This window comes from Streptomyces sp. NPDC045846, from assembly GCF_056431605.1.
The window spans coordinates 272667-296015 of the sequence record NZ_JBWKKJ010000009.1 but is presented as its reverse complement, the minus strand read 5'-3'; the positions used below and the strand labels follow the sequence as shown (position 1 = coordinate 296015).

Genomic DNA, 23349 nt, shown 5'->3' with positions numbered 1-23349 from the left:
ACGGGCGTGGGTACCGTCAACACATACGTCAACTTCATGGCCGCTCTCGCCCCTCGGCGTGAGCGGCCGCTCGCGCGGGTCTCCCCGTCGCGCGTGGCGACGCGGTACCGTGGCGTCTCTTTCTCTCCCCCACATGATCCTCGTGGCCGCCCTGGAGGTTCCGTGGTACAGGCGTACATCCTCATTCAGACCGAGGTGGGCAAGGCGTCGACAGTCGCCGAGGCCATCGGAAAGCTCGCTGGGGTGATCCAGGCCGAAGACGTGACCGGACCGTACGACGTGATCGTGCGCGCCCAGGCCGAGACGGTCGACGAACTCGGTCGCATGGTGGTCGCCAAGGTCCAGCAGGTGGACGGCATCACAAGAACGCTGACCTGCCCGGTCGTCCATCTGTAGCCCCCGCATACCCTGGGCCGGTGACTCTCTCTCGCCGCCGGCCGCTTCTCGTCCTGTCTGCCGTCGCCATGTCCTTGGCGACGGCAGGCTGTTCATCCACCGAAGCGCCCGCGGCGATCACGGTGCCCACGCCGCCCTCCAAGGTCGCCTCGCAGTGTGCCGCACTCCACAAGCTGCTGCCCTCGAAGGTCTCCGGGCTCGACCGGAGCGACCCTTCCCCCAAGTCGGACCTGACCGCGGGCTGGGGCGACGGCCCCGCGATCGTACTGCGCTGCGGGGTCCCCATGCCCGCAGCGATGTCCGATCCGCAGAAATCCCAGAACGGCGTCGAGCTGTCCGGTGTGACCTGGCTGCCCGAGCGGCTGGCCGACGGCGGCTACCGGGCGACCACCGCGCGGCGCGAGGCCTACGTCGAAGTGACGGTCGCCGCGAAGTACGGCAGCGAGATCGGGGCCCTGAACGAGTTCGGCGACGCCGTGAAGAAGGCGATCCCCGAAGGGATCGCCCCCAACTGAGCGGCGCCCGCCCTAGCGCAGCCCCGTGGACCGCCGCAGTGCCGCCTGGATCAGCTTGTCGACCAGGTCCGCGTACTCGACGCCGCTCTCCTGCCACATCCGCGGGTACATCGAGATCGGCGTGAAGCCGGGCATCGTGTTGATCTCGTTGATGACGAACTCGCCGTTGTCCTGCAAGAAGAAGTCCGCGCGGACCAGGCCCTCGCAGGAGACCGCCTCGAAGGCCTCCACCGCGAGCCGCCGCACCTCCGCGGTGGCCTCCTCGCCGATCGGCGCGGGCACGATCCCGGCCGCCGAGTCGATGTACTTGGCCTCGAAGTCGTAGAAGTCGTGGGCGGTCACCGGCGGGATCTCGGCGGGCACGCTCGCCCGCGGCCCGTCCTCGAACTCCAGGACCCCGCACTCGATCTCGCGGCCGCGCAGCAGCGATTCGACGAGGAACTTGGGGTCGTGGCGGCGGGCCTCGGCGATGGCCTCGTCCAGTCCCTCGAAGGAGTCCACCTTGGTGATGCCGAACGAGGAGCCGGCCCGGGACGGCTTGATGAACAGCGGCCAGCCGTGCTCACCGGCGAAGTCCGCGATGCGCTGCCGGGCGCCCTTCTCGTCCTGCTCCCACTCGCGGGGGCGGACCACCAGGTAGGGCCCGACGGGCAGCCCGTAGGAGGTGAAGACGCGCTTCATGTACTCCTTGTCCTGGCCGACGGCGGAGGCGAGCACGCCCGAGCCGACGTACGGGATGCCGGAGAGCTCCAGGAGGCCCTGGAGGGTGCCGTCCTCGCCGTAGGGGCCGTGCAGCATCGGGAAGACGACATCGACCTCGCCGAGCACCTTGGGCACCGAGCCCGGCTCGCTGTAGACCACTTCGCGGTTGGCCGGGTCCACCGGCAGGACCACACCGCCCTCGGCGGACTCGGCGAGCTCCTCGACGCTGGGGGTGCGCCGGTCGCTGATCGCCATCCGCTCCGGTTCGTCGGCGGTGAGCGCCCAGCGGCCGTCCGTGGTGATGCCGATGGGCAGCACGTCGTACTTCGTACGGTCGATGGCGCGCAGCACGGCACCGGCGGTCACGACCGAGATGCCGTGTTCCGAACTGCGGCCGCCGAACACTACGGCCACCCGCGGCTTGCGGAGCTGCTTCTCAGGGCTCTGGGGGAGGTTCTCGCTGCTCATATCGCGTTGAGGGTACCCGTTCCGAGCGCCGCATCCACGGCCGCAGGGGCCCGGCGCGGTCAGCGCCGCTCGGCCTTGGCGCTGCGCGACATCAGCTCCTTGAGGGCGACGACCGGCGGCTTCCCCTCGTGGACGATGCCGACGACGGTCTCCGTGATGGGCATGTCCACCCCGTGCCGACGCGCCAGATCCAGCACGGATTCACAGGACTTGACGCCCTCGGCGGTCTGCTTGGTGACCGCGATGGTCTCCTGGAGGGTCATGCCCTTGCCGAGGTTGGTGCCGAAGGTGTGGTTGCGCGAGAGCGGCGAGGAGCAGGTGGCGACGAGGTCGCCGAGGCCCGCGAGACCGGAGAACGTCAGCGGGTCGGCGCCCATGGCGAGGCCGAGCCGGGTCGTCTCGGCGAGGCCGCGGGTGATGAGCGAGCCCTTGGCGTTGTCGCCAAGCCCCATGCCGTCGGCGATGCCGACGGCGAGCCCGATGACGTTCTTGACGGCGCCGCCCAGTTCACAGCCGACGACGTCGGTATTGGTGTACGGGCGGAAGTACGGGGTGTGGCAGGCGGCCTGGAGGCGCTGGGCGACGGCTTCGTCGCGGCAGGCCACGACGGCGGCGGCCGGCATCCGCCCGGCGATCTCCTTGGCCAGGTTGGGCCCGGTGACCACGGCGACGCGGTCCTCGGCGACCTTGGCGACCTCGGCGATGACCTCGCTCATCCGCTTGGCGGTGCCGAGTTCGACGCCCTTCATCAGGGAGACCAGCACGGTGTCGGGCGCCAACAGGGGTGCCCAGGCGGCGAGGTTGTCGCGCAGCGTCTGGGAGGGGACGGCGAGGACGGTGAAGTCCGCACCGGCCGCGGCCTCGGCGGGGTCGGTGGTGGCCCGCACCGACGCGGGGAGTTCGATGCCGGGCAGGTAGTCCGGGTTGGTGCGGGTGGAGTTGACCGCTTCGACGAGTTCGGGGCGGCGGGCCCAGAGGGTCACCTCGCAGCCCGCGTCGGCGAGGACAATGGCGAACGCCGTGCCCCACGAACCGGTCCCGAACACCGCTGCCTTGGTGGTGCCGTGTGTCACTTGGTGCCCTCCCCGGCGGCCTCGCGGCGCTGCCGCGCGCGGACTTCGCGCAGATCGTACGGCTTCTCGGGGGCCTTCTCGCCCCGCAGCTCCTCCAGGAGCGAGGTGATCGCGGCCATGATGACCTCGGTCACCTCCTTCAGCACCTCGGGGGTGGGCTCCTTGTCGTGGAACCGGTCGAGGTCGACGGCCGGACCGGCCTTCACCTGAAGGGTCTTGCGCGGGAAGAAGCGGACCTTCTTCTCCTTGGCGTACGGCGGCATCGCCAGGTTGGCGCCCCACTGGGCGACCGGGATGACGGGCGCCCGGGTCAAAAGCGCGGCCCGCGCGACGCCGGTCTTCGCGGTCATCGGCCACTGGTTGGGGTCGCGGGTGAGGGTGCCCTCGGGGTAGAAGGCGACGCATTCACCGCGTTCCACGGCGTCGACGGCGGCCCGGAAGGCGCCGACGGCGTTGGTGGACTCGCGGTAGACGGGAATCTGGCCCGTGCCGCGCAGCAGGATCCCGACGCCGGGGGCCTTGAAAAGCGCGGCCTTGGCCAGGAAACGGGGCACCCGGCCCGTGTTGTATTGGAAATGCCCGTACGAGAACATGTCCAGATACGAGTTGTGATTGATGGCGGTGATGAATCCGCCGTCGGCCGGAATGTTCTCCATTCCGCTCCAGTCCCGCTTGAACAGAACGACCAGCGGCGGTTTTGCGATGACCGCCGCCAGGCGGTACCAGAAGCCGATTCTGCGGCGGGACACTCGGACACCTTCCTCTGTGGACCCCGGCCAGGCCTCTGCGACCCGGGGGAACTGACCCTGCGTGGCTGCTGGGGGAAAGTGTCGCCCCAGGCCCCTGGTCTGTCGAGAACACCGTACGCCCCGGTCCGCGCACCAGCCGTCCGGGCGGGTGACAATGAAGCCCGCCGCCGCCCGGCCGACCCGGGGCGGCGCCCGGACGGAGGGGACGCCACGAACACCGCCACAGCTGCCCGCTGGTCCCTCGTCATCCCCCTGAAGCCCTTGGCGCTGGGCAAGAGCAGGCTGACGGCCGCCGTCGGCGAGGCGCTGCGGCCACGGCTGGCCCTGGCGTTCGCGCTGGACACGGTGGCGGCCGCGCTCGCCTGTCCCGCGGTGCGCGGTGTGGCGGTCGTCACGGACGATCCGCTGGCCGGTGCGCGGCTGGCCGCGCTCGGGGCGCGCATCGTGCCCGACTCCCCCGGCGCGGGCCTCAACGCGGCGCTGGCGCACGGGGCGTACCGGATGCGTTCGCGGCGCGCGGGGCTCGCGGTGGCCGCCCTCAACGCGGATCTGCCCGCGCTGCGCCCCGCGGAACTCGGCCGGGTGCTCGCCGCGGCCGGCGCATTTCCGCGCGCTTTTCTCGCGGATGCGGCGGGAATCGGCACGACTTTCCTTTCAGCGGCACCCGGCGCCGATTTGAACCCGGTTTTCGGCGGTCCTTCACGGGCCGCCCACCGTGCCTCGGGGGCGGCCGAAATCCTGCTCGACGGGGTGGACTCGGTCCGCCGGGACGTCGACACGGGAGCCGATCTGCGGGCCGCGCTGTCCCTGGGCGTGGGCCCCGCCACCGCCGCGCTGCGGGGCGCCCTCGACCCCGTACCGGGGCACTAGGCTGGCGGTATGCAGGCGACCGCGTACACATACGACTCCGAGACCCGCAGCGGCAGTGTGCTGCTCGACGACGGCACCCCGGTGGACTTCGGGGCACCGGCCTTCGACGCGGGCGGTCTGCGGCTGCTGCGGCCGGGCCAGCGGGTGCGCATCGAGACCGAGGGGTCGGGCGCCGGTCTGCGCATCACGCTGGTGACGCTCCAGACGTTCTGAGGGCGCGCTCACCTGGCCGGAAACGGCCGCGGGCCGGGTCTCCCCGAGGGGAGCCCGGCCCGGCGCTTGAGCCTTGCCGCTGGTGACTACTTCTTGCGAGCGGTCGTCTTCTTGGCGGTGGTCTTGCGCGCCGTGGTCTTCTTCGCGGGCGCCTTCTTCGCGACGGCCTTCTTGGCCGGCGCGGTCTTCTTCGCGGTGGCCTTCTTGGCGGTGGCGGCCTTCTTCGCCGGCGCGGCCTTCTTGGCGGTGGCCGTCGTCTTCTTGGCGGTCGCCTTCTTCGCGGTGGTCTTCTTGGCCGTCGTGGTCTTCGCGGCGGTGGTCTTCTTCACCGCCGCGGTCTTCTTGGCGGTGGCCTTCTTGGCGGTCGTGGCCTTCTTTGCCGCGGCCTTCTTGACGGTCGTGCGGGTGGAAGTACCGCCCGAGAGGCTGCCCTTGGGGGCCTTCTTGACGGCCACGTCGTTCTTCGGGAGCTTCTTCGAGCCCGCGACGAGGTCCTTGAAGCCCTGACCCGCGCGGAAGCGCGGAACCGAGGTCTTCTTGACCCGGACGCGCTCACCCGTCTGCGGGTTGCGGGCGTACCGGGCCGGGCGGTCGACCTTCTCGAACGAGCCGAAACCGGTGACCGAGACGCGGTCGCCGGCGACGACCGCACGGACGATCGCGTCCAGAACCGCGTCCACCGCGTCCGCGGCCTGCTGACGGCCGCCGACCTTGTCGGCAATCGCTTCTACGAGCTGCGCCTTGTTCACGTCTTCCCCTTCGGAGACATTGCCTGAGCGAAAGTGTCCAGGCCTTTTCGCACGTTAGGCAGATATATACCGCAAATCAAACACGAAACGGGCTAATCACCCTAGTGCCGCAACGAAGTCGGCTCGCACCGAGTTCCTTACGGCTCAGTCGCCTTCGGGGAATCGGCCCTCGTCGAGGTCCTTCATCAACCGGTCCAGACGCCTTGCCGCATCGGCGAGATCGTGTTTGGCAGCCGCTGTTATGACCAGCAGCTTCCGGGACAGCGCCATCCGTACGCCCTCCGGGACTTGCAGTTCGCGCACCCTTGTGTGCGCTTCTTTCAGTTGGTCCGCCACCAGCCCGTAGAGCTCGAGTTGGCTGTCGCGTTCCATGCGTCGATTGTGCCATCTGAGGCGAGTTGTCACCTCCGGCGGGGGCAACTGAGCGAATCAGGCGTCTCGTGGACGTCCGTACGATGCTCCGATCGCGCAAGCGAGTATCCGGCCATCTGCCCTGCCCACAAGGCTAGTTGACGTCACCCCCGGAGCCCAAAACGCGACGCGCCCCCCGCCCGGAAATCAATCCGGAAAACAGGGGGCGCGATGCAGCCGAAGGGGGGTCAATAGGCGGTTCAGGCCTGGATCGTGCTCGGCTTGAAGGCGGGTCGGCGGGCCTCGTAGGCGGCGATCTCGGGCTCGTTCTGGAGCGTGATCGAGATGTCGTCCAGGCCGTTCAGGAGCCGCCAGCGGGCGTTCTCGTCGAGTTCGAAGTCGGCGGTGACGCCTTCCGCCCGAACTTGGCGATCCTGCAGGTCAACGGTGATTTCGGCCTGGGGATCGCGCTCGGTGAGCTCCCACAGCGCGTCCACGACCTTCTGGTCGAGAACGACGGTGAGCAGCCCGTTCTTCAGCGAGTTGCCGCGGAAGATGTCGGCGAAGCGGGACGAGATCACGGCCTTGAAGCCGTAGTTCTGCAGGGCCCACACCGCGTGCTCGCGGGAGGAGCCGGTGCCGAAGTCCGGTCCGGCCACCAGCACCGTGGCGCCCTTGCGCTCGGGCTTGTTCAGGACGAACTCGGAGTCCTTGCGCCAGGCCTCGAAGAGCCCGTCCTCGAAGCCGTCCCGGGTGACCTTCTTCAGCCAGTGGGCCGGGATGATCTGGTCGGTGTCGACGTTGGAACGGCGCAGCGGTACGGCCCGGCCGGTGTGCGCGGTGAAAGCTTCCATGGTTCTCAGGCCTCCACGGGGGTGCGGGCGTCGGACAGGTCGGCGGGGGCGGCTAGATGGCCGAGAACCGCGGTCGCGGCGGCGACCTGGGGCGAAACCAGGTGGGTGCGGCCGCCCTTGCCCTGCCTGCCCTCGAAGTTGCGGTTGGAGGTGGACGCGGAGCGCTCACCGGGGGCCAGCTGGTCGGGGTTCATGCCCAGGCACATCGAGCAGCCCGCGTGCCGCCATTCGGCGCCGGCGGCGGTGAACACCTTGTCCAGGCCCTCGTCGATGGCCTGCAGGGCGACCCGGACCGAGCCCGGGACGACCAGCATCCGTACGCCGTCGGCGACTTTGCGGCCCTCGATGACGGCCGCCGCGTTGCGCAGGTCCTCGATCCGGCCGTTGGTGCACGAACCTACGAAGACGGTGTCGACGGTGATGTCGCGCAGCGGCTGCCCGGCGGTCAACCCCATGTATTCCAGGGCCTTTTCGGCGGCCAGGCGCTCCGAAGCGTCTTCGTACGAAGCCGGGTCGGGGACGGACGCCGAAAGCGGCGCACCCTGGCCGGGGTTGGTGCCCCAGGTGACGAACGGCGAGAGCTCGTCGGCCTTGATGACGACCTCGGCGTCGAAGACCGCGTCCTCGTCCGTCTTCAGGGTCTTCCAGTACGCGACCGCCGCGTCCCAGTCCTCGCCCTGGGGGGCGTGCGCGCGGCCCTCCAGGTAGTCGAAGGTGGTCCGGTCGGGGGCGATCATGCCCGCGCGGGCACCGGCCTCGATCGACATGTTGCAGATGGTCATGCGGGCTTCCATCGACAGCTTCTCGATGGCGGAGCCGCGGTATTCCAGGACGTAGCCCTGGCCGCCGCCGGTGCCGATCCGCGCGATGATGGCGAGGATCAGGTCCTTGGCGGTGACGCCCTCGGGCAGTTCGCCGTCGACGGTGATGGCCATCGTCTTGAACGGGGCCAGCGGCAGCGTCTGGGTGGCGAGCACGTGCTCGACCTGCGAGGTGCCGATGCCGAAGGCCAGCGCGCCGAAGGCGCCGTGGGTGGAGGTGTGCGAGTCGCCGCAGACCACGGTGGTGCCGGGCTGGGTCAGGCCCAGCTGCGGTCCCACTACGTGGACAACACCCTGCTCGACGTCGCCCAGCGGGTGCAGGCGCACCCCGAACTCGGCGCAGTTCTTGCGCAGCGTCTCCAGCTGGACCCGGGAGACCGGGTCCGCGATCGGCTTGTCGATGTCGATGGTGGGGGTGTTGTGGTCCTCGGTGGCGATGGTGAGGTCGAGGCGCCGCACCTGGCGACCGTTCTTGCGCAGTCCGTCGAAGGCCTGCGGGCTGGTCACCTCGTGCAACAGGTGCAGATCGATGAAGAGGAGGTCGGGCTCGCCCTCGGCTCGCCTGACGACATGGTCGTCCCAGACCTTCTCCGCGAGTGTCCTACCCATCGCCTTCCCTCCGGCCGGCGTCGTCGCCGGCACTACTAGAGATCGATTGCCCGTACCCGTACCGCACGCCCCGGGCGAGGGCCGCGCTCCGTTGTACGGATCGCCAGTACAGCTTGACGACTTCCGGAGAAAATTGAACTTGCGTTTCACAGAGTGAGACGCGAATATCGTTGCATGGACAACTCTAGCGGCGTAGGCGTTCTGGACAAGGCTGCCCTTGTCTTGAGCGCTCTGGAGTCCGGTCCGGCCACCCTCGCAGGTCTGGTCGCGGCCACTGGGCTCGCACGACCCACGGCACACCGCCTCGCCGTGGCACTGGAACACCACCGGATGGTGGCGCGCGACATGCAGGGCCGTTTCATTCTCGGCCCGCGTCTGGCCGAGCTCGCGGCGGCGGCCGGCGAGGACCGCCTGCTGGCCACGGCAGGCCCGGTCCTGACGCATCTGCGGGACGTCACCGGCGAGAGCGCCCAGCTCTACCGCCGGCAGGGCGACATGCGGATCTGCGTGGCCGCCGCCGAGCGCCTCTCCGGCCTGCGCGACACCGTCCCGGTCGGCTCCACGCTGACCATGAAGGCCGGCTCGTCCGCCCAGATCCTGATGGCCTGGGAGGAGCCCGAGCGCCTGCACCGCGGCCTCCAGGGCGCCCGCTTCACGGCGACGGCCCTTTCCGGGGTGCGCCGCAGGGGCTGGGCCCAGTCGATCGGCGAGCGCGAGCCGGGCGTCGCCTCGGTCTCGGCGCCGGTGCGCGGACCGTCGAACCGGGTGGTGGCCGCCGTCTCGGTCTCCGGACCGATCGAGCGCCTGACCCGGCACCCGGGCCGGATGCACGCCCAGGCGGTCATCGACGCCGCCGCGCGACTGTCCGAGGCGCTGCGCCGCAACGGCTGACCTCTCCCCTGCTGCCACTTTCCCGGCCCACCGCTTCAACGCCGCAGCGGTGGGCCGGAGGTGTGTCCGGGCCGGTTCAACGGGCCGGGCGGGCTGGGAGATTGGCAGCAGGGACGCCCAACTCACTTGCTCAGCAATGAAGTTGAGCCCCCAACGGAGCCAGGGCGCGAGGGCGGCAGGATGCGGTTCCGGGCAAACGAACAGGCCCTCCGCAAGATGCGAAGGGCCTGTTCTCTGTGCGTACCCCCGACCGGATTCGAACCGGCGCTACCGCCTTGAGAGGGCGGCGTGCTAGGCCGCTACACAACGGGGGCCTGCCTGCATATTCGGACCTTCGAAGAAGATCCAGGATCTTGAAATGATCCGCTGGGCTACCAGGACTCGAACCTAGAATGACGGTACCAGAAACCGTAGTGTTGCCAATTACACCATAGCCCATGGTGGTTTAGACCAGTACCCCCGACCGGATTCGAACCGGCGCTACCGCCTTGAGAGGGCGGCGTGCTAGGCCGCTACACAACGGGGGCCCTAGCGATCCTGCATCGAGTTCACCGGGTGCGACCCTGGTGATCCCGCGGGAAGGATCTGTACCCCCGACCGGATTCGAACCGGCGCTACCGCCTTGAGAGGGCGGCGTGCTAGGCCGCTACACAACGGGGGCCTTGCAGATAAAGCTCTGCGAGCTGGGCTACCAGGACTCGAACCTAGACTAACGGAACCAGAAACCGTCGTGCTGCCAATTACACCATAGCCCACCAAAACGCAACTCCTGTGGGGAGTTTTGCTTGGCTTGCGCTTTCGGTTCCGGGCTTTTCTTCCCGTTCCCCTCGGCGCAGGAAGAACATTACCCGAAGGTGTCCGGCGCTCCAAAACGGGTATCGAGCCGCAGGAGGTCGGGGAGCTGGTCGAGTCCCGTGATGCGGACGAGCTCGGGTCGCCCGCCGGTCCCGGACCGGTCCAGCCAGACTCCCTTGAGCCCCGCCTCCACCGCTCCGCGCGCATCGATGTCCGGCTGGTCGCCCACGTAGACGACCTCCTCGGGCGGCAGTCCGAGCGCCTCGCAGCCCGCGTGGAAGGCGGCCGCTTCCGGCTTGGCGATGCCGAGTTCGGCCGCGCACAGCAGCGCCTCGAAGCGCTCCCGTACGCCCAGGATCGTGAGCTTCCGCTCCTGGTTGGGGAGGGAGGAGTTGGAGAGGATGGCGTGCCGGTAGTCCCCGGCCAGCAGGTCGAGGACGGGCAGTGCGTCCGGGAAGAGACTCCAGGCCGCTTCGTAGTGGGCGATGTGCCGGTCGAACCAGGCGTCGGCGATCTCGTCGCTCACCTGCTCCCCCACGAACGCCCGCACCCGGTCCCGCCGCTGCCCGTGCCAGTCGATCTCACCCGCCGCGAACCGCGCCCAGTGGTAGGCGGTGACCTCGTCCCAGCGGTCCAGGGCGCGCTCCACGGATTCGTACGCGTCGGGCAGGCCCTCCAGCCCGAGGTGCGTACGCATACCGGAGCGGGAGGCCGTGGAGTAGTCGAAGATCGTGTCGTCGATGTCCCACAGGACCGCGCGGATGGGCATGCTCCGAGCTTAGGTCCTGCGTCCGGATCGCGGACGGCGTTCCGGCACATGCGGTCGGGACCGCGGGGTCAGGACACCAGGGCGTCGACGGGAACGACGAAGAAGTCGGTGACGAAGCAGGTGATCGCGCCCGCCTCGTCGCGCCCTATCCACGTGGGGTACGCGCCGTCGCCCCAGCCCGAGGTGAAGGCGATCAGGTTGTGGCCGGTGGCGGGGTCGGTCACGGTGTGCGGCCCGGGAGTGGGCGGAACGGTGTCGAAGGCGTCCCAGAGCGGGCCCTCGTCACCCTCGCAGTCGGGGAAGGAGCCGTCGGACCCGGCGTCGTAGAAGCAGCCCGTGCCCGCGTCGACCCCGTATCCGAAGAACTCCTCGTCGTCGAGCTCGGCGAGGTCCTGGCCGGGCTGGAGCGCCAGCTCCCACGAGACGGTGGGGGCGTCCTTGATGACGAGCCGCGCGGCGGCCACCCGCAGATGCGGGGTGTCCGGCTCCGGCTCCCCCGGCCGCACGAGCGTGGCCACCGCCGCGTCCACCCGGTACCGCCCCGGCTCGACCCGCGCCGTGAACGGCTCGGCCTCGCCGGCCCCGAGCGAGACGAACGGATCACAGGCGATGACCCGCCCGGTGTGCAGCCAGAGCCGCCCCCCGGGCACGACGCTCAGCGTGCCGGTGCTGCCCGACTCCTCGGTGAACGTGTTGCCCGGGGTGAAGTGCCAGGAGAAGTCGGGGGCGGGCATGGGCATGAGGATCTCCCGGTGAGGCGTGGCGGCGCGGATCGCAGCGGTTGTCTGCACTGCCAGAAACATAACTCGGGGCACTGACAACGGGATCGGGTCCGGCGGCACCCCCGGGGTCACATCTGTCCCGGATACAACTTCCTTGCCTCTGGGGCGCGTTGTTAGGGTCTGCGAACAAGTCTGAGCGCACAGGGTTACGAGATGGGGGGGCGGCGTGCAGGGCAATCCCGATCTCAAGGAGCCGGATGACGACGGCTTGACGAAACTGGCCGACGACCTCGAAGACATGAGGCGGCACCTGGACAATCAGGTCCGCCGCATGGACGGGATCGTCGACCGGATCCAGACCGGCTGGCAGGGCGCCACAGGCTCCGCCTACCGCGATCTGCACAGAGGAGCCGCCAAGGACGCCGTACGCATCCGCGAGACGCTCCGGGTCGTACAGGAAGCGGTCCTCATGAGCCGGGACGGCTTCACGGAGCGGGAGCTGGATGTCCTCGCGGCCCTGCGCAACGTCCAGTCCCACGTCGACGTGGAGCACGAGGCCACCACCCTCCAGGCTCCTCCCAGCGAGCGCAGCAGCCTCGACGACTTGTAGGAACGTACCCGGGGGGAGTCGGAAGCATGACCGACGATGGCCGCATAGCCGTCGATTTCGCCGACCTGCGCCATCTCGCGGGCGAACTCGAGGACATCCTCAAGCAGCTCAACCAAGCACTCAGCACGCTGTACGACCGCACGGAAAAGGTCGTCCTCACCTGGCACGGCGAGGCCCGCGAGGCGTTCATCGACGAACTCGACCGCTGGGACCGTGACATGCGGGACCTCCAGGCCCGCCAGGCCTGGCTGCACGAGGTGGTTACGACGGGCCACGCGAACTACGCGGCCGCCCATCGGGCCGTACTGCGGGGCTGGGGCGCTCTCTGATGTCCACGCCTTCCCCCTCGCCTTCAGCCTCTCCACCCGCCCCCGCCGGCGGGGGCACGGCTCGCCCCAACGGCTCGGGCCCGACTCCCTCGCCCTCGCCGGGTTCCCTCAAGGACCCGCGGGGCAATGACATCTCCCGCGACGACACGGCGTCGGCACGCCGGCGACGGAACGACGAGGTGGCGGCCCTCAAGCCCGCCGCACCACCCGACCCGGGCAGCGGGTTCGACGTCAGTCCGCCGCACCTCTACTACACGTCGTACATCCTGCGGAACCAGCAGTACGACTTCTCCGACGGCGCCGTACGGCTCTTGGCCGCGCTGGACCCCCACGCCCACGCGGGCGGTCGCGGCAGTGGCCCCGAGGCCTTCGCGGCGGCCTATGCGCAGGTCGCGAAACGCTTCATAGAGGTCTGGGCCAAAGCAGTGGTCGGAGTCGGCGGCGCCTCGGTCGGGCTGACGGTCACCGCGAACAACTACGTGCGGGCCGAGTACCTTTCCGACCCGAAACAGGCCCCGGCGCTCCAGCTCAAGCCCGAGCCCGACGTGATCCGGACCGCGTCCTCCTATTGGCCGGCCGCGGAACTGGGGTGGGGCCACGGCTCGCGGGACACGTTCGGTGACCGCGTCATCAGCGATGTGCTGGCGGTCGCGGGTTCCTTCGGGGAGTCCGTACTGCTGCCCGCGCTGCGGGACGTCCTGCGGCACGGCAAGGTCGGTGACATCACGCCGGGCGGCGACGATCTCGTACTCCCGGAGATCGCAGCGGCCTGGACTGCCGCTGCCAAGGACGCCAAGGCGGCCGGCGGCGCCTTCGACGGCGCCATCTCCTACATCACCAACCCTGCGTCCGGCCACAGCGAGTGGCAGGACGCGATGAAGCAGTTCTGTAGCAGCATCTGGGGCACGACCGCCTGGGGCCAGGACAGGCTGGGCCAGAAATGGAACCACTCCGGGGGCCAGAAGCCCGCACTGGGCGTCCTGGAGGACACCGCCCGCTCACTGGCCGAGGCGTGTACTCATTTCGGGACAGCCGTGGCGAAGGTCCGCTCGGAGATCACCGATGTCTACCGCGAGTCCGCCTACAAGACGCTGAAGGTCAAGGACTTCGGAGACGTCCTCGAAACGCTGCTCGGCGGCGCGTTCGAGCTCGCTGTCGAGTTCATCAACAACCTGGACACGGGGCGGTTGGACTCGGCGGTCGACACCTACAACAGCACGGTGAGCGCGCTGGCCGGCGACCTGCCCAAGCTGATGGCCCCGCTGGACGAGGCCCATGCCAGCATTCCTGCCTACGCTGCGGAGGAGGCGCGGGCCGAAGCCGTCGGCGCCAGGTCGCTGAACGATTTCAGTGAGAACTCTGGCTACACCGTGGCCGACGAGCACAAGGACAACCATTTCTATCCGATCGATCTCGCGAACCAGGAAGGGATTCACAACAGCCATGTGATCGACAAGCACATAGGGCAAACAGACGACCAGCTTCTTCAGCGACTGAGGGATCAGCCGTCCATTAGAGCGGCTTCCACTTTCACAGATCTCGCCACGGCCCAGAGGGCGACCCAGGACACTCTCGACTACATAGGCCCGGATGCGAACAATCCAGCGAACGCAGGAATGCCGAATGCAGGTGTCAACAACCCCCAGAAGATAGAGAACTGGCTGTCCCGGCCTCGCGGTGACGGATCGATTCTCAGCCTGGATCCGGTGCAATTCGACCATGCGGCCGGCAGGTCAATCCCAGCGGGGTCCACAACAGCCGTCGACGCGCATGCCGTGAAAGTGGTCCTGAAATACAAGAATGGCATCGATCCGCCATTCGTCGTCTACACTTCCATGCCGACGCAGCCGTAGAAACCCGAAGGGTCTGCAGATGACAGCCGATCTCCCCTCTTACATCTCGGCCCGTGCGGCGTCCGGCGAGTACTTCATCCAGGTGTCCCACCGCCTCGCGCTGGACTGGCGGTGTGACGTCGCTGACGCCATCCGAAATCCGCAAGGAATCGGAGTCGACCCGGCGGAAATGTTCGCAGACATGTCCGTCGCTCGCCTCGAGGAAAGCCTCGCGCCTGTCACACGCCGCGGAGCCGAAGATCTCCTGAAGCTGATCGTGGTGGGATCGTTGTTCGACGGACCGGATCTGCGGCTCATCGAATCGGACCACCTGCTGGACCAGTCAATTCAAGAGCTTTTGGCTCCCTTTGGTCCAGGCGCAGAATATTTCACCAACCACGGCCACGCCGAAGACGGTGACGATGCGCAGTTCCTCGTTACCGCCTTCCACTACAATTCCATGGCCGTGACTTTGTACGACATCTGCCTCATCGCCACCAATCCCGATCGGATCCTTGTCGCCTGGAGATTCGAGGATGCCTGATCACAGGATCGTGCGGTGGAGGCGCGGATGACGACGAACAGCACGGAGAACGGCATGCCGACGCGGAACCGCGCCGCCACCTACCCCGACCGGGAAACCGCCCAATGGGCGACCCAGCAGGTCGTGACGGCCAATGAGCAGGTCATTCATCGGTGGCTCGCGCAGTCAACACGGGCGCGGCTCGTCATCGAGGCCGCCTGGCCCGCACGGGAGGAGCCCGTGGGGCGGGTGCTGATCCAGTCGATGACGCTGGCCGGGCGGGGCGCGGTCGAGGTGCGGGCGGCTCGGGTGGTGTTGCGGCGCAGCGAGGCCGGCCCACACGGGTTCACCGTGCATGCCACCTTCCCGATCTACCTCTGAGGGCGCCCGATGTCCCTGACGCCTCTACAACACGACGCACGTTACGGCGAGTTGGACCACCTCATGCGGGCCTACCTCGGGCAGGCCGCGGATGACACCCCCGGACAGCGCAGCTTCGCTCTCGACGCGTATGTCCGGCACACCTGGCACACCCGCCCCTGGGCCCTGGCCGTCGCCGAGAGCCAGTTGCGGGAGTACGCCCGGCACCCTCCGGGGAGGCTGCGGCGGCGGCTCGGGGAGTTCTGGCCCGTTCCGGACGTGGGGCTCGGCGATGCCGAGATCCAGGGGTGGCTCACCGTGCTCGCCGATCACCTCCGGCGCACCGTCGAGGAGGGAGAGGTGCCGGCGCCCGCCGCTCCCCTGACCCACTGGGAGTGGCACGCCCGCTTCCCGGAGCTCGGCCAGTTGCTCGGCGGATGGTTCTCACAGGACATGCCGGACGAGTTCGACGACCACGATGCGGCGATCGCGGACTATCGCGGGACGACCCACCCCTCGCTCATCGCCAGGGCGGTCGGGGAACTGTACGAGCTGATCGCCCTCGACCTCGACGAGCCCGCGTACGCCCTGGCCGTCGCCGAGTTGGGCATGGAGGTCGACCCGCCCCTCCCGTACTCCCCCGGGGCCTGGCTCGGGCTGCTCGCCCAGCGGTTGCGCTAGGAACGCCCGAGGGGCGGCAGCCGTTTGGCTGTCGCCCCTCGGGGTTGTGTCGCCGGCGACTACGCCGCCAGCTTCGCCAGGGCCGCGTCGATGCGGTTCAGGGTCTTCTCCTTGCCCAGGATCTCCAGGGACTCGAAGAGGGGGAGGCCGACCGTGCGGCCGGTCACGGCCACGCGGACCGGGGCCTGGGCCTTGCCCAGCTTCAGGCCGTGCTCCTCGCCCGCCGCCAGGACCGCGTTCTTGAGGGACTCGGGGGACGTCCAGTCCGCCGCGTCCAGCTTCTCGCGGGCCGTGCGCAGCAGCGCGTCCGAGCCCTCCTTCATCGCCTTCGTCCAGGACGCCTCGTCCTCGACCGGCTGGTCGAGGAAGAGGAAGTCGACGTTGGCGGTGATGTCGGAGAGGACGGTGACGCGGGTCTGGGCGTGCGGGGCGATCGCCTGCCAGGCCTTCTCGTCGAAGTTCTCGGGAGCCCAGTTCGCGTGCGGGGCGCGCAGCCACGGCTCGCAGGCCGCCGCGAAGGCCTTCTCGTCCAGCATGCGGATGTGGTCCGCGTTGATGGACTCGGCCTTCTTCAGGTCGAAGCGGGCCGGGTTGGCGTTGACGTCCGCGATGTCGAACTTCGCGACCATGTCCTGGATCGAGAAGACGTCCTGGTCCGCGGAGAAAGACCAGCCGAGCAGGGAGAGGTAGTTCAGGAGGCCCTCGGGCAGGAAGCCGCGCTCGCGGTACACGTTCAGGGACGCCTGCGGGTCGCGCTTGGAGAGCTTCTTGTTGCCCTCGCCCATGACGTACGGCAGGTGGCCGAACTGCGGGATCGCCTTGGCGATGCCCAGCTCGATCAGCGCCTTGTAGAGCGCGATCTGGCGGGGCGTGGAGGAGAGCAGGTCCTCGCCGCGCAGGACGTGGGTGATCTCCATCAGGGCGTCGTCGACCGGGTTGACCAGCGTGTAGAGCGGGGCCCCGTTGGCGCGGACGATGCCGTAGTCGGTGACGTTCTCGGCCTGGACGGTGATCTCGCCGCGGACCAGGTCCGTGAAGGTGGTCGCCTCGTCGGGCATCCGGAAGCGGACGACGTGGCTGCGGCCCTCGGCCTCGTACGCCTGCCGCCGCTCGGCGCTCAGGTCGCGGCAGTGGCCGTCGTAGCCGGACGGCCTGCCGGCGGCGCGGGCCTCCTCGCGGCGCGCGTCGAGCTCCTCGGTGGTGCAGTAGCAGTTGTAGGCGTGGCCCCCGGCGAGCAGCTTGTCCGCGACGTCCCGGTAGATGTCCATGCGCTGCGACTGGCGGTACGGCGCGTGCGGGCCGCCCACCTCCGGGCCCTCGTCCCAGTCGAAGCCCAGCCAGCGCAGCGAGTCCAGGAGCTGGTCGTACGACTCCTCGGAGTCGCGGGCCGCGTCGGTGTCCTCGATGCGGAAGACGAACGTACCGCCGTGGTGCCGGGCGAAGGCCCAGTTGAACAGGGCGGTGCGGACCAGGCCCACGTGGGGGTTGCCGGTCGGGGAGGGACAGAAACGTACGCGGATCGCGTTAGCCACGCTTGATCACCTTGTTGGTGAGAGTGCCGATGCCTTCGATGGTGACGGCGACTTCGTCGCCGACGTTGAGGGGGCCGACCCCGGCCGGAGTGCCGGTGAGGATGACGTCGCCCGGGAGCAGCGTCATGGCCTCGGTGATGTGGACGACCAGGTCCTCGATGGAGCGGATCATGTCGGCGGTGCGCCCGAGCTGGCGCTGCTCGCCGTTGACCGTCGCCTGGATGGTGAGGTCCGCCGGGTCCAGGTCCGTCTCCACCCACGGGCCCAGCGGGCACGAGGTGTCGAAGCCCTTGGCGCGGGCCCACTGCTTCTCGCGCTGCTGCACGTCGCGGGCGGTGACGTCGTTGGCGCAGGTGTAGCCGAAGACGACGTCCTTGACGCGCTCGCGCGGGACCTCGCGGCACATGCGGCCGATGACGACGGCGAGCTCGGCCTCGTGGTGCAGCTCGTTGGAGAAGGAGGGGTACTCGATGGCGTCGCCGGGGCCGATCACCGAGGTGGTCGGCTTGAAGAAGGCGACGGGCACCTCGGGCACCTCGTTGCCCAGCTCCTTGGCGTGGTCCGCGTAGTTGCGGCCGATGGCCACCACCTTGTTGGGGAGCACGGGCGGCAGGAGGCGGACCTTGCTCAGCGGGACCTTGGTTCCGCTGAGTTCGAAGTCGCCGTACGGGATGCCCTTGATGATGTCGAGTACGAGACCGTCGGGGCCTTCGCCCTCGAGGGCTCCGAAGGCGACATTGCCGTCGATGGAGAACCTGGCGATGCGCACGAGTGCTGTCGCCCCTCACTTCGCTTGAGCTGGTACTGGCTGGAGTCTGACGCTCCAGGCTAACGCGGGCGAGGGCACCGGACGTGCGATCGCTCCGCGGCGCGACGGGCCGCGGACGGTGCGGATCGGCGGGCTCAGCCGGCGGCGGCGGCGCTCTGGGCGGGGGCCTTCATCAGGATGGTGCGGCGGGGGTTGGCCGTCTGGGTGGGGAGGTCGACGGTGTGCTCCGGCTGCGCCGCCCGCTGCAGCTCCTCGGCGTCCGCGAGGTGCGCCAGGGTGGTGCGGCGCGGGTTGGCTATGTTGCGGATGATCATCGTCGTCTTCATCTCTGCTACGAACCCTGTCGGTACGGGCGCCGCGGCGGCGCCGGTTGTCGGATTGGCCATCCCTGTAAAGCGCCAGGCTAAACATTCGAATTCCCGGCAAAGGGTCGTAGAGACGACGATCAACATGTGAGTTTGCTCACGAATCAAGCCGCAAAAGGGATATAAGGGTCCGTCAACCAGCCGCCCAGGAACGGACATTCCGGTATTGAACCCTTCATTCCGCTCCTGATCATGGCGACTGGGACACCCCCCACCCGTAAGCGACTCGTACGCATTGGTCCGCTTTCTCCGTGATCACTTTCTACGTCTTGTGACGCACCCTGCACAATGTGTCACTCAGGTCACGGCCCGGTACGCGGGCCTTGTTGGAGATCCGGCACTGTGCTGGAATTCCACGCACCGCCGCGGGTCACTGACCGGCGCGCAGGGGCGCAACGCAGCGCCGGGTGAGCGGCGGGAGGGGGAGCAGGACAAGCGCCGGTCACTCAGACCACACAGGGGGCGCGCAGTGCCCCCCATGACGCCGACACCGTCCCATCCGCCTGTGCGGAGGGACGCCTGGTCCAGAGGTTGCGACGCTAGTGCAGGGACGTTTCAAGAGGGATGGCAGCGCTGCGGCGGAGCAGGAGCCGCAGGGCGGGACTGGCCCCAAGACGGCCAGTTCCTCGCCCCAGCACGCCCAGAACCCCCGGGGCCCCGAGAACCCCTCCGCCTCGCCGGCCGGCGAGGCGGGCGGACAGACGGCGCGCACCGGCGGGCCCTCGGGTCCCTCCGGCGGTGACCCGAGCGGCGCCGACCGCAAGCCGACGGGACCCGTCGACACGGGTTCCCGAATAGCCCTGCGCAACTGGCGCATCTCGACCCGTCTGGTCGCCCTGCTCGCCCTCCCCGTGGTCGCCGCGACCACCCTGGGCGGCCTGCGCATCAACCAGTCGATGAACGACATGCAGCAGCTCGACCACATGCAGCTGCTGACCGACATGACCAAGCAGGCGACCGAGCTCGCCGCCGCGCTCCAGACCGAGCGCGACGACTCGGCGGGCCCGCTCTCCACCGGCACCTCCGACGCCCGCGTGCAGACCGACCGCAGCGCCACCGACCTGGTCAAGAAGTCGTTCATCAACGCGACCCAGGACGTCAGCGGCACGGAGAACGACGACGCCCTGGAGTCGATCCGGCGCAACGTCACCAACATCGCGATCCAGCTCCAGGACCTGGAGAGCATCCGCAAGACCGCCTACCAGGGGAACGGCTCCACCGACTCGCAGACCGTCGAGTCCTACAGCCGCCTCATCCGCGGTCTGCTGAGCCTCTCGCAGGACATGGCGCAGGCCACCTCCAACCCGGAGATGATCAAGCGGACCCGTGCCCTGGCGGCCTTCTCCTCAGCCAAGGAGTACGCCTCGGTCCAGCGCGCGATCATCGCCGCGGCGCTGCCGCCCACGAAGGACAAGCCGGGCAACCTCCTGGAGCCCGACCGCCTCTACGCCAAGGCCGCCCAGGACGGCGAGCGCCAGGCCCTCGCCTCGTTCCAGAACGTGTACGAGGCCAACGGCGGCAACTCCACCGAGCTGATGGCCCCGCTCGACAAGGGCAACTCGGAGATCACCGCCGCCAACGCGTACTCCCAGCGCGTGCTCAAGAACCCGGGCGGCATCGAGCAGGAGCAGAAGCGCTCCTACCTCGACTGGTACGACCAGGACTCCAACAAGATCAACCAGATGAAGACCATCGAGCAGACCCTGCTCGGCGAGATGGAGCAGAAGGCGCGCGAGCTGCGCGACTCCTCGCAGCGCGACGCGATCCTCAACGGTGCGCTGATCCTCGTCGTCCTCGGTGTCTCGCTCGTCGGCGCCTTCGTCGTGGCCCGCTCCATGATCCGCTCGCTGCGTCGGCTCCAGGACACCGCGACCCGGGTCGCCCAGGACCGTCTGCCCGAGCTCGTCAAGCAGCTCTCGGAGTCGGACCCGCAGGACGTCGACACCTCCGTGGAGTCGGTCGGCGTGCACTCCCGGGACGAGATCGGCCAGGTGGCCGCGGCCTTCGACGACGTGCACCGCGAGGCCGTGCGACTCGCCGCCGAGCAGGCCCTCCTGCGAGGAAACGTCAACGCGATGTTCACCAACCTCTCGCGCCGCTCCCAGGGTCTGATCCAGCGTCAGCTCTCGCTCATCTCCGAGCTGGAGTCCCGCGAGGCCGACCCGGACCAGCTGTCCTCGCTGTTCAAGCTGGACCACCTCGCGACCCGTATGCGCCGTAACGGCGAAAACCTCCTCGTCCTCGCGGGCGAGGAGCCCGGCCGCCGCTGGACCCGCCCGGTCCCGCTGGTCGACGTGCTCCGCGCCGCCGCCTCCGAGGTGGAGCAGTACGAGCGCATCGAGCTGGCCGCCGTGCCCGCGACCGAGGTCGCCGGCCGCGTGGTCAACGACCTCGTGCACCTGCTCGCCGAGCTCCTGGAGAACGCCACCTCGTTCTCCTCGCCGCAGACCAAGGTCCGCGTCACCGGTCACGCGCTGCCCGACGGCCGCGTCCTGGTCGAGATCCACGACACCGGCATCGGCCTCTCCCCCGAGGACCTCGCCGCGATCAACGAGCGGCTGGCGTCGCCGCCCACCGTGGACGTCTCGGTCTCGCGCCGCATGGGTCTGTTCGTGGTCGGCCGCCTGTCCCTGCGACACGGCATCCGCATCCAGCTGCGCCCCTCCGACTCCGGCGGTACGACCGCGCTCGTCATGCTGCCCGTGGACGTCGCCCAGGGCGGCAAGAAGATGCCCGGCAAGCCCGGCGCCGGACAGCCGCCGCAGGCTCCCGCCGGCCAGGGCGGCCGTCCCGGTCTCGCGGGCGGCCCGCCCTCGCGTGCCGGTCTGGCCGCGGGCCCGCTCAGCGGCGGTGGCCCGGGCGCTCCCGGCGGCCGGCTGGCCGCGGGCGCTCCGCGCGGCCAGGTCGCCGGTGGCCAGGGCCCGCGCGCGGCACTGCCGCCCCGCAACGGCGGCCCCCAGCAGGGTCAGCCCCCGCAGCAGCAGGGTCAGCAGTCGGCGTTCGGCAGCGGCCCGGCCGCTCCCCCGGCCGCCCCCCGCCGCGGCGACCGTCCGATCACCCCGCCGCCCGGCGCCCCGCGGGCCGAGCTGCCCGGCGGCAACCCGCAGGCGCAGCAGCCCGCCCGGCCGCAGGCCGCGAGCTGGGGCGCCGACCCCTCCTCGGCCCTGGACGCGCCGCGCGGCCACGAGGAGCCGGAGCAGCACACCGGCCAGTACCCGCGCCCCGCGCTGGACGACCACCAGGGTCCCGGCGCGACCGCCGAGTTCGCCCGCCCGGACTTCGACGGGCCGCCGCCCGGCAGCCAGCAGGACCAGGCCTCGGGCACCGGCACGTTCGTACGCCCCGACGTGTTCGGCACCCCGGCCGCGCAGGACCCGGTGCAGACCGGCCAGTTCGAGCGGCCGGGCGCGTACAACGGGTACGGCGACCAGTCCGCCGCCACCGGGCAGTACGCGCGTCCGGAGCAGCAGGACCCGTCCGCCACCGGCTCGTTCGCGCGCCCGGACCAGGACCCGTCCGCCACCGGCCAGTTCGCCCGGCCCGGTCAGGACACCGGCTCCTACCCGCGTCCCGCCGACGACCGCCAGAACCCGGCGGCGACCTCCGAGTTCGCCCGCCCGGACTTCAACGCGCCGCGGCCCCCCGCGCCGCAGCCGGTCCAGCCGCAGCAGTACCAGCAGCAGGCGCCCCAGCAGGGCCAGGACTTCGGTCAGGGCGCCCCGCGCCGGCGCCGGGACGGCAACGACTTCGCCGGGCCGCGCCGCCCGGCCGCGAGCCTGCCCGCGCAGCCGCAGCACGAGGCCCTGCCGCCGGCCGGAGCCGGTGACGGGCGCACCCCGCTGTTCGACACGCTGGAGACCAACTGGTTCCAGCAGCAGGGTCAGCAGGGCGGCCAGCCCCAGCAGCCCGCGGCTCAGGCGCCCCAGGCACCCCAGGCCCCGCAGCAGTCGGCGCCCGAGCGCCGCCCGGTCCGCGGGACCGGCGCAGCGAACGGCTCCGGCGCCGCGGACGCGGGCACCAACGGCAGCGGCGCCTGGCGCAGTTCGCCCAACGACGATCTGGTCCGCCAGGCCGAGCGGGCCCGCAAGCCCGCCGCCGGTGGCGTGACCACGTCCGGTCTTCCCAAGCGGGTCCCGCGCGCCAACCTGGTGCCGGGCACCGCACAGCAGCAGAACCACCAGGCAGGACCCCAGGTCTCCCGGGCGCCCGACGACGTGCGCGGCCGGCTGACCAATCTCCGCCGGGGCATCCAGCAGGGCCGGCAGGCCGGCAACGGCTCCACCGGCAGCTTCCACGTGGACCCCACTCACCAGCAGGAGCGTTAGTTGAGTCCGATGAGCCAGGCGGCACAGAACCTGAACTGGTTGATCACCAACTTTGTGGACAACACCCCCGGGGTGTCCCACACGGTGGTGGTCTCCGCCGACGGCCTGCTCCTCGCCATGTCCGAAGGCTTCCCGCGCGACCGCGCCGACCAGCTGGCCGCCGTGGCGTCGGGGCTGACCTCGCTGACCGCGGGGGCCTCCCGGATCTTCGAGGGCGGCAGCGTCGCCCAGACCGTGGTGGAGATGGAGCGCGGCTTCCTCTTCCTGATGTCCGTGTCCGACGGTTCCTCTTTGGCCGTGCTCGCGCACCCGGAGTGCGACATCGGCCTGGTGGGCTACGAGATGGCCCTCCTGGTCGACCGCGCAGGCACCGTCCTCACGCCGGACCTGCGCGCCGAGCTCCAGGGCAGCCTGCTCCACTGACCGCAAACCCCCCGGCCGAGCCGCTCGCGAGGCCGGGGGTCGGGAGCCACCGG

Annotated in this window: 25 protein-coding genes and 5 tRNA genes; 13 read left to right on the top strand and 17 right to left on the bottom strand. The window is 69.8% G+C overall.

All coding sequences use genetic code 11. The features are described 5' to 3' along the window. Positions 1-162: 162 nt before the first annotated feature. Both AC07F3_RS26215 and AC07F3_RS26210 read left to right on the top strand, forming a co-directional pair. On the top strand, positions 163-396 hold the full coding sequence (locus AC07F3_RS26215; RefSeq protein ID WP_053727902.1) for an Lrp/AsnC family transcriptional regulator: 234 nt from the start codon (positions 163-165) through the stop codon (positions 394-396). 20 nt (positions 397-416) lie between these two features. Continuing rightward, entirely contained in the window at positions 417-911 is a 495-nt protein-coding gene (locus AC07F3_RS26210; protein WP_479116873.1) for a DUF3515 domain-containing protein, read from the top strand. Positions 912-923: 12 nt separating this feature from the next. On the opposite strand, the gene AC07F3_RS26205 is transcribed toward AC07F3_RS26210, so the two are convergent. The 3 genes from AC07F3_RS26205 to AC07F3_RS26195 are packed head-to-tail and all read right to left on the bottom strand — an operon-like array spanning position 924 to position 3903. Then, on the bottom strand, positions 924-2081 hold the full coding sequence (locus tag AC07F3_RS26205; protein ID WP_479116872.1) for a D-alanine--D-alanine ligase family protein: 1158 nt from the start codon (positions 2079-2081) through the stop codon (positions 924-926). A gap of 59 nt (positions 2082-2140) precedes the next feature. Next, entirely contained in the window at positions 2141-3154 is a 1014-nt protein-coding gene (locus AC07F3_RS26200) for an NAD(P)H-dependent glycerol-3-phosphate dehydrogenase (RefSeq protein ID WP_479116871.1), read from the bottom strand. Next, positions 3151-3903, bottom strand: a complete 753-nt coding sequence (locus AC07F3_RS26195; RefSeq protein WP_479116870.1) for a lysophospholipid acyltransferase family protein — start codon at positions 3901-3903, stop codon at positions 3151-3153. Before AC07F3_RS26195 ends, AC07F3_RS26200 begins: the two co-directional genes overlap by 4 nt. Positions 3904-4149: 246 nt before the next feature. On the opposite strand from AC07F3_RS26195, the gene cofC reads away from it, so the two are divergent. Beyond that, complete coding sequence (gene cofC, locus AC07F3_RS26190; protein WP_479117035.1) at positions 4150-4773, top strand: 2-phospho-L-lactate guanylyltransferase; 624 nt, start codon at positions 4150-4152, stop codon at positions 4771-4773. 9 nt (positions 4774-4782) lie between these two features. Beyond that, a complete protein-coding gene (locus tag AC07F3_RS26185) occupies positions 4783-4986 on the top strand; it encodes a hypothetical protein (RefSeq protein ID WP_479116869.1) in 204 nt (67 codons plus the stop codon). Between the two features lie 86 nt (positions 4987-5072). Here AC07F3_RS26185 and AC07F3_RS26180 read toward each other — a convergent pair whose 3' ends face one another. The 4 genes from AC07F3_RS26180 to leuC all read right to left on the bottom strand — a co-directional run bounded on the left by AC07F3_RS26180 (position 5073) and on the right by leuC (position 8370). After that, positions 5073-5735, bottom strand: coding sequence for an HU family DNA-binding protein (locus AC07F3_RS26180; protein ID WP_479116868.1), 663 nt, complete (start codon positions 5733-5735; stop codon positions 5073-5075). 144 nt (positions 5736-5879) lie between these two features. After that, positions 5880-6107 (bottom strand): SCO5555 family protein, encoded by a 228-nt coding sequence (locus AC07F3_RS26175; RefSeq protein ID WP_479116867.1) that lies wholly within the window; start codon positions 6105-6107, stop codon positions 5880-5882. A 239-nt stretch (positions 6108-6346) separates the two neighbouring features. Next, the gene (gene leuD / locus AC07F3_RS26170; protein WP_479116866.1) at positions 6347-6940 is read right to left on the bottom strand and encodes a 3-isopropylmalate dehydratase small subunit; all 594 of its coding nucleotides are present in this window, start codon (positions 6938-6940) and stop codon (positions 6347-6349) included. A gap of 5 nt (positions 6941-6945) precedes the next feature. Then, on the bottom strand, positions 6946-8370 hold the full coding sequence (leuC, locus tag AC07F3_RS26165; RefSeq protein WP_479116865.1) for a 3-isopropylmalate dehydratase large subunit: 1425 nt from the start codon (positions 8368-8370) through the stop codon (positions 6946-6948). 174 nt (positions 8371-8544) lie between these two features. On the opposite strand from leuC, the gene ndgR reads away from it, so the two are divergent. Next, positions 8545-9261: an IclR family transcriptional regulator NdgR gene (gene ndgR / locus AC07F3_RS26160; protein WP_005311436.1), complete on the top strand. Its 717-nt coding sequence runs from the start codon at positions 8545-8547 to the stop codon at positions 9259-9261. Positions 9262-9502: 241 nt separating this feature from the next. On the opposite strand, the gene AC07F3_RS26155 is transcribed toward ndgR, so the two are convergent. From AC07F3_RS26155 to AC07F3_RS26125, 7 genes are all read right to left on the bottom strand, one after another. After that, a tRNA-Glu gene (locus AC07F3_RS26155) sits at positions 9503-9575 on the bottom strand. A 52-nt stretch (positions 9576-9627) separates the two neighbouring features. Further along, positions 9628-9699 (bottom strand) — tRNA-Gln (locus AC07F3_RS26150). A 16-nt stretch (positions 9700-9715) separates the two neighbouring features. Continuing rightward, positions 9716-9788: transfer RNA gene (locus tag AC07F3_RS26145), tRNA-Glu, on the bottom strand. Between the two features lie 61 nt (positions 9789-9849). After that, a tRNA-Glu gene (locus AC07F3_RS26140) sits at positions 9850-9922 on the bottom strand. A 22-nt stretch (positions 9923-9944) separates the two neighbouring features. Beyond that, a tRNA-Gln gene (locus AC07F3_RS26135) sits at positions 9945-10016 on the bottom strand. An 89-nt stretch (positions 10017-10105) separates the two neighbouring features. Further along, positions 10106-10825: an HAD family hydrolase gene (locus AC07F3_RS26130; protein ID WP_479116864.1), complete on the bottom strand. Its 720-nt coding sequence runs from the start codon at positions 10823-10825 to the stop codon at positions 10106-10108. Positions 10826-10893: 68 nt separating this feature from the next. Next, positions 10894-11565: a DUF4241 domain-containing protein gene (locus tag AC07F3_RS26125; protein ID WP_479117034.1), complete on the bottom strand. Its 672-nt coding sequence runs from the start codon at positions 11563-11565 to the stop codon at positions 10894-10896. Between the two features lie 208 nt (positions 11566-11773). On the opposite strand from AC07F3_RS26125, the gene AC07F3_RS26120 reads away from it, so the two are divergent. The 6 genes from AC07F3_RS26120 (at position 11774) to AC07F3_RS26095 (ending at position 15882) form a co-directional block, all read left to right on the top strand. Then, the gene (locus AC07F3_RS26120) at positions 11774-12157 is read left to right on the top strand and encodes a WXG100 family type VII secretion target (RefSeq protein WP_479116863.1); all 384 of its coding nucleotides are present in this window, start codon (positions 11774-11776) and stop codon (positions 12155-12157) included. Between the two features lie 26 nt (positions 12158-12183). Next, on the top strand, positions 12184-12486 hold the full coding sequence (locus tag AC07F3_RS26115; protein ID WP_479116861.1) for a WXG100 family type VII secretion target: 303 nt from the start codon (positions 12184-12186) through the stop codon (positions 12484-12486). Positions 12487-12665: 179 nt separating this feature from the next. Further along, complete coding sequence (locus tag AC07F3_RS26110; RefSeq protein WP_479116860.1) at positions 12666-14339, top strand: RNase A-like domain-containing protein; 1674 nt, start codon at positions 12666-12668, stop codon at positions 14337-14339. 19 nt (positions 14340-14358) lie between these two features. Further along, the gene (locus tag AC07F3_RS26105; protein WP_479116858.1) at positions 14359-14862 is read left to right on the top strand and encodes a hypothetical protein; all 504 of its coding nucleotides are present in this window, start codon (positions 14359-14361) and stop codon (positions 14860-14862) included. Positions 14863-14916: 54 nt separating this feature from the next. Further along, positions 14917-15222, top strand: a complete 306-nt coding sequence (locus tag AC07F3_RS26100) for an RNase A-like domain-containing protein (RefSeq protein ID WP_479117033.1) — start codon at positions 14917-14919, stop codon at positions 15220-15222. A 9-nt stretch (positions 15223-15231) separates the two neighbouring features. Beyond that, entirely contained in the window at positions 15232-15882 is a 651-nt protein-coding gene (locus AC07F3_RS26095; protein WP_479116857.1) for a contact-dependent growth inhibition system immunity protein, read from the top strand. Positions 15883-15941: 59 nt separating this feature from the next. On the opposite strand, the gene gltX is transcribed toward AC07F3_RS26095, so the two are convergent. The 3 genes from gltX to AC07F3_RS26080 all read right to left on the bottom strand — a co-directional run bounded on the left by gltX (position 15942) and on the right by AC07F3_RS26080 (position 18509). Further along, positions 15942-17414 (bottom strand): glutamate--tRNA ligase, encoded by a 1473-nt coding sequence (gltX, locus tag AC07F3_RS26090; protein WP_479116855.1) that lies wholly within the window; start codon positions 17412-17414, stop codon positions 15942-15944. After that, positions 17407-18183, bottom strand: coding sequence for a fumarylacetoacetate hydrolase family protein (locus tag AC07F3_RS26085; protein ID WP_479116854.1), 777 nt, complete (start codon positions 18181-18183; stop codon positions 17407-17409). Before AC07F3_RS26085 ends, gltX begins: the two co-directional genes overlap by 8 nt. Before the next feature lie 134 nt (positions 18184-18317). Further along, on the bottom strand, positions 18318-18509 hold the full coding sequence (locus AC07F3_RS26080) for a hypothetical protein (protein ID WP_479117032.1): 192 nt from the start codon (positions 18507-18509) through the stop codon (positions 18318-18320). 581 nt (positions 18510-19090) lie between these two features. Here AC07F3_RS26080 and AC07F3_RS26075 point away from each other — a divergent pair. Both AC07F3_RS26075 and AC07F3_RS26070 read left to right on the top strand, forming a co-directional pair. Further along, complete coding sequence (locus tag AC07F3_RS26075; protein ID WP_479116853.1) at positions 19091-22873, top strand: sensor histidine kinase; 3783 nt, start codon at positions 19091-19093, stop codon at positions 22871-22873. A 9-nt stretch (positions 22874-22882) separates the two neighbouring features. Then, positions 22883-23296, top strand: a complete 414-nt coding sequence (locus AC07F3_RS26070) for a roadblock/LC7 domain-containing protein (RefSeq protein ID WP_053727886.1) — start codon at positions 22883-22885, stop codon at positions 23294-23296. Positions 23297-23349: the final 53 nt, after the last annotated feature.

What these genes read in the sequence shown, in the direction of transcription:
- AC07F3_RS26205 (WP_479116872.1), bottom strand. Translation starts at nt 2,081, where the DNA reads ATGAGCAGCGAGAACCTCCCCCAGAGCCCTGAGAAGCAGCTCCGCAAG.
- AC07F3_RS26185 (WP_479116869.1), top strand. Translation starts at nt 4,783, where the DNA reads ATGCAGGCGACCGCGTACACATACGACTCCGAGACCCGCAGCGGCAGT.
- AC07F3_RS26175 (WP_479116867.1), bottom strand. Translation starts at nt 6,107, where the DNA reads ATGGAACGCGACAGCCAACTCGAGCTCTACGGGCTGGTGGCGGACCAA.
- leuD (WP_479116866.1), bottom strand. Translation starts at nt 6,940, where the DNA reads ATGGAAGCTTTCACCGCGCACACCGGCCGGGCCGTACCGCTGCGCCGT.
- leuC (WP_479116865.1), bottom strand. Translation starts at nt 8,370, where the DNA reads ATGGGTAGGACACTCGCGGAGAAGGTCTGGGACGACCATGTCGTCAGG.
- ndgR (WP_005311436.1), top strand. Translation starts at nt 8,545, where the DNA reads ATGGACAACTCTAGCGGCGTAGGCGTTCTGGACAAGGCTGCCCTTGTC.
- AC07F3_RS26130 (WP_479116864.1), bottom strand. Translation starts at nt 10,825, where the DNA reads ATGCCCATCCGCGCGGTCCTGTGGGACATCGACGACACGATCTTCGAC.
- AC07F3_RS26125 (WP_479117034.1), bottom strand. Translation starts at nt 11,565, where the DNA reads ATGCCCATGCCCGCCCCCGACTTCTCCTGGCACTTCACCCCGGGCAAC.
- AC07F3_RS26115 (WP_479116861.1), top strand. Translation starts at nt 12,184, where the DNA reads ATGACCGACGATGGCCGCATAGCCGTCGATTTCGCCGACCTGCGCCAT.
- AC07F3_RS26105 (WP_479116858.1), top strand. Translation starts at nt 14,359, where the DNA reads ATGACAGCCGATCTCCCCTCTTACATCTCGGCCCGTGCGGCGTCCGGC.
- AC07F3_RS26100 (WP_479117033.1), top strand. Translation starts at nt 14,917, where the DNA reads ATGCCGACGCGGAACCGCGCCGCCACCTACCCCGACCGGGAAACCGCC.
- AC07F3_RS26095 (WP_479116857.1), top strand. Translation starts at nt 15,232, where the DNA reads ATGTCCCTGACGCCTCTACAACACGACGCACGTTACGGCGAGTTGGAC.
- AC07F3_RS26080 (WP_479117032.1), bottom strand. Translation starts at nt 18,509, where the DNA reads ATGAAGACGACGATGATCATCCGCAACATAGCCAACCCGCGCCGCACC.
- AC07F3_RS26070 (WP_053727886.1), top strand. Translation starts at nt 22,883, where the DNA reads ATGAGCCAGGCGGCACAGAACCTGAACTGGTTGATCACCAACTTTGTG.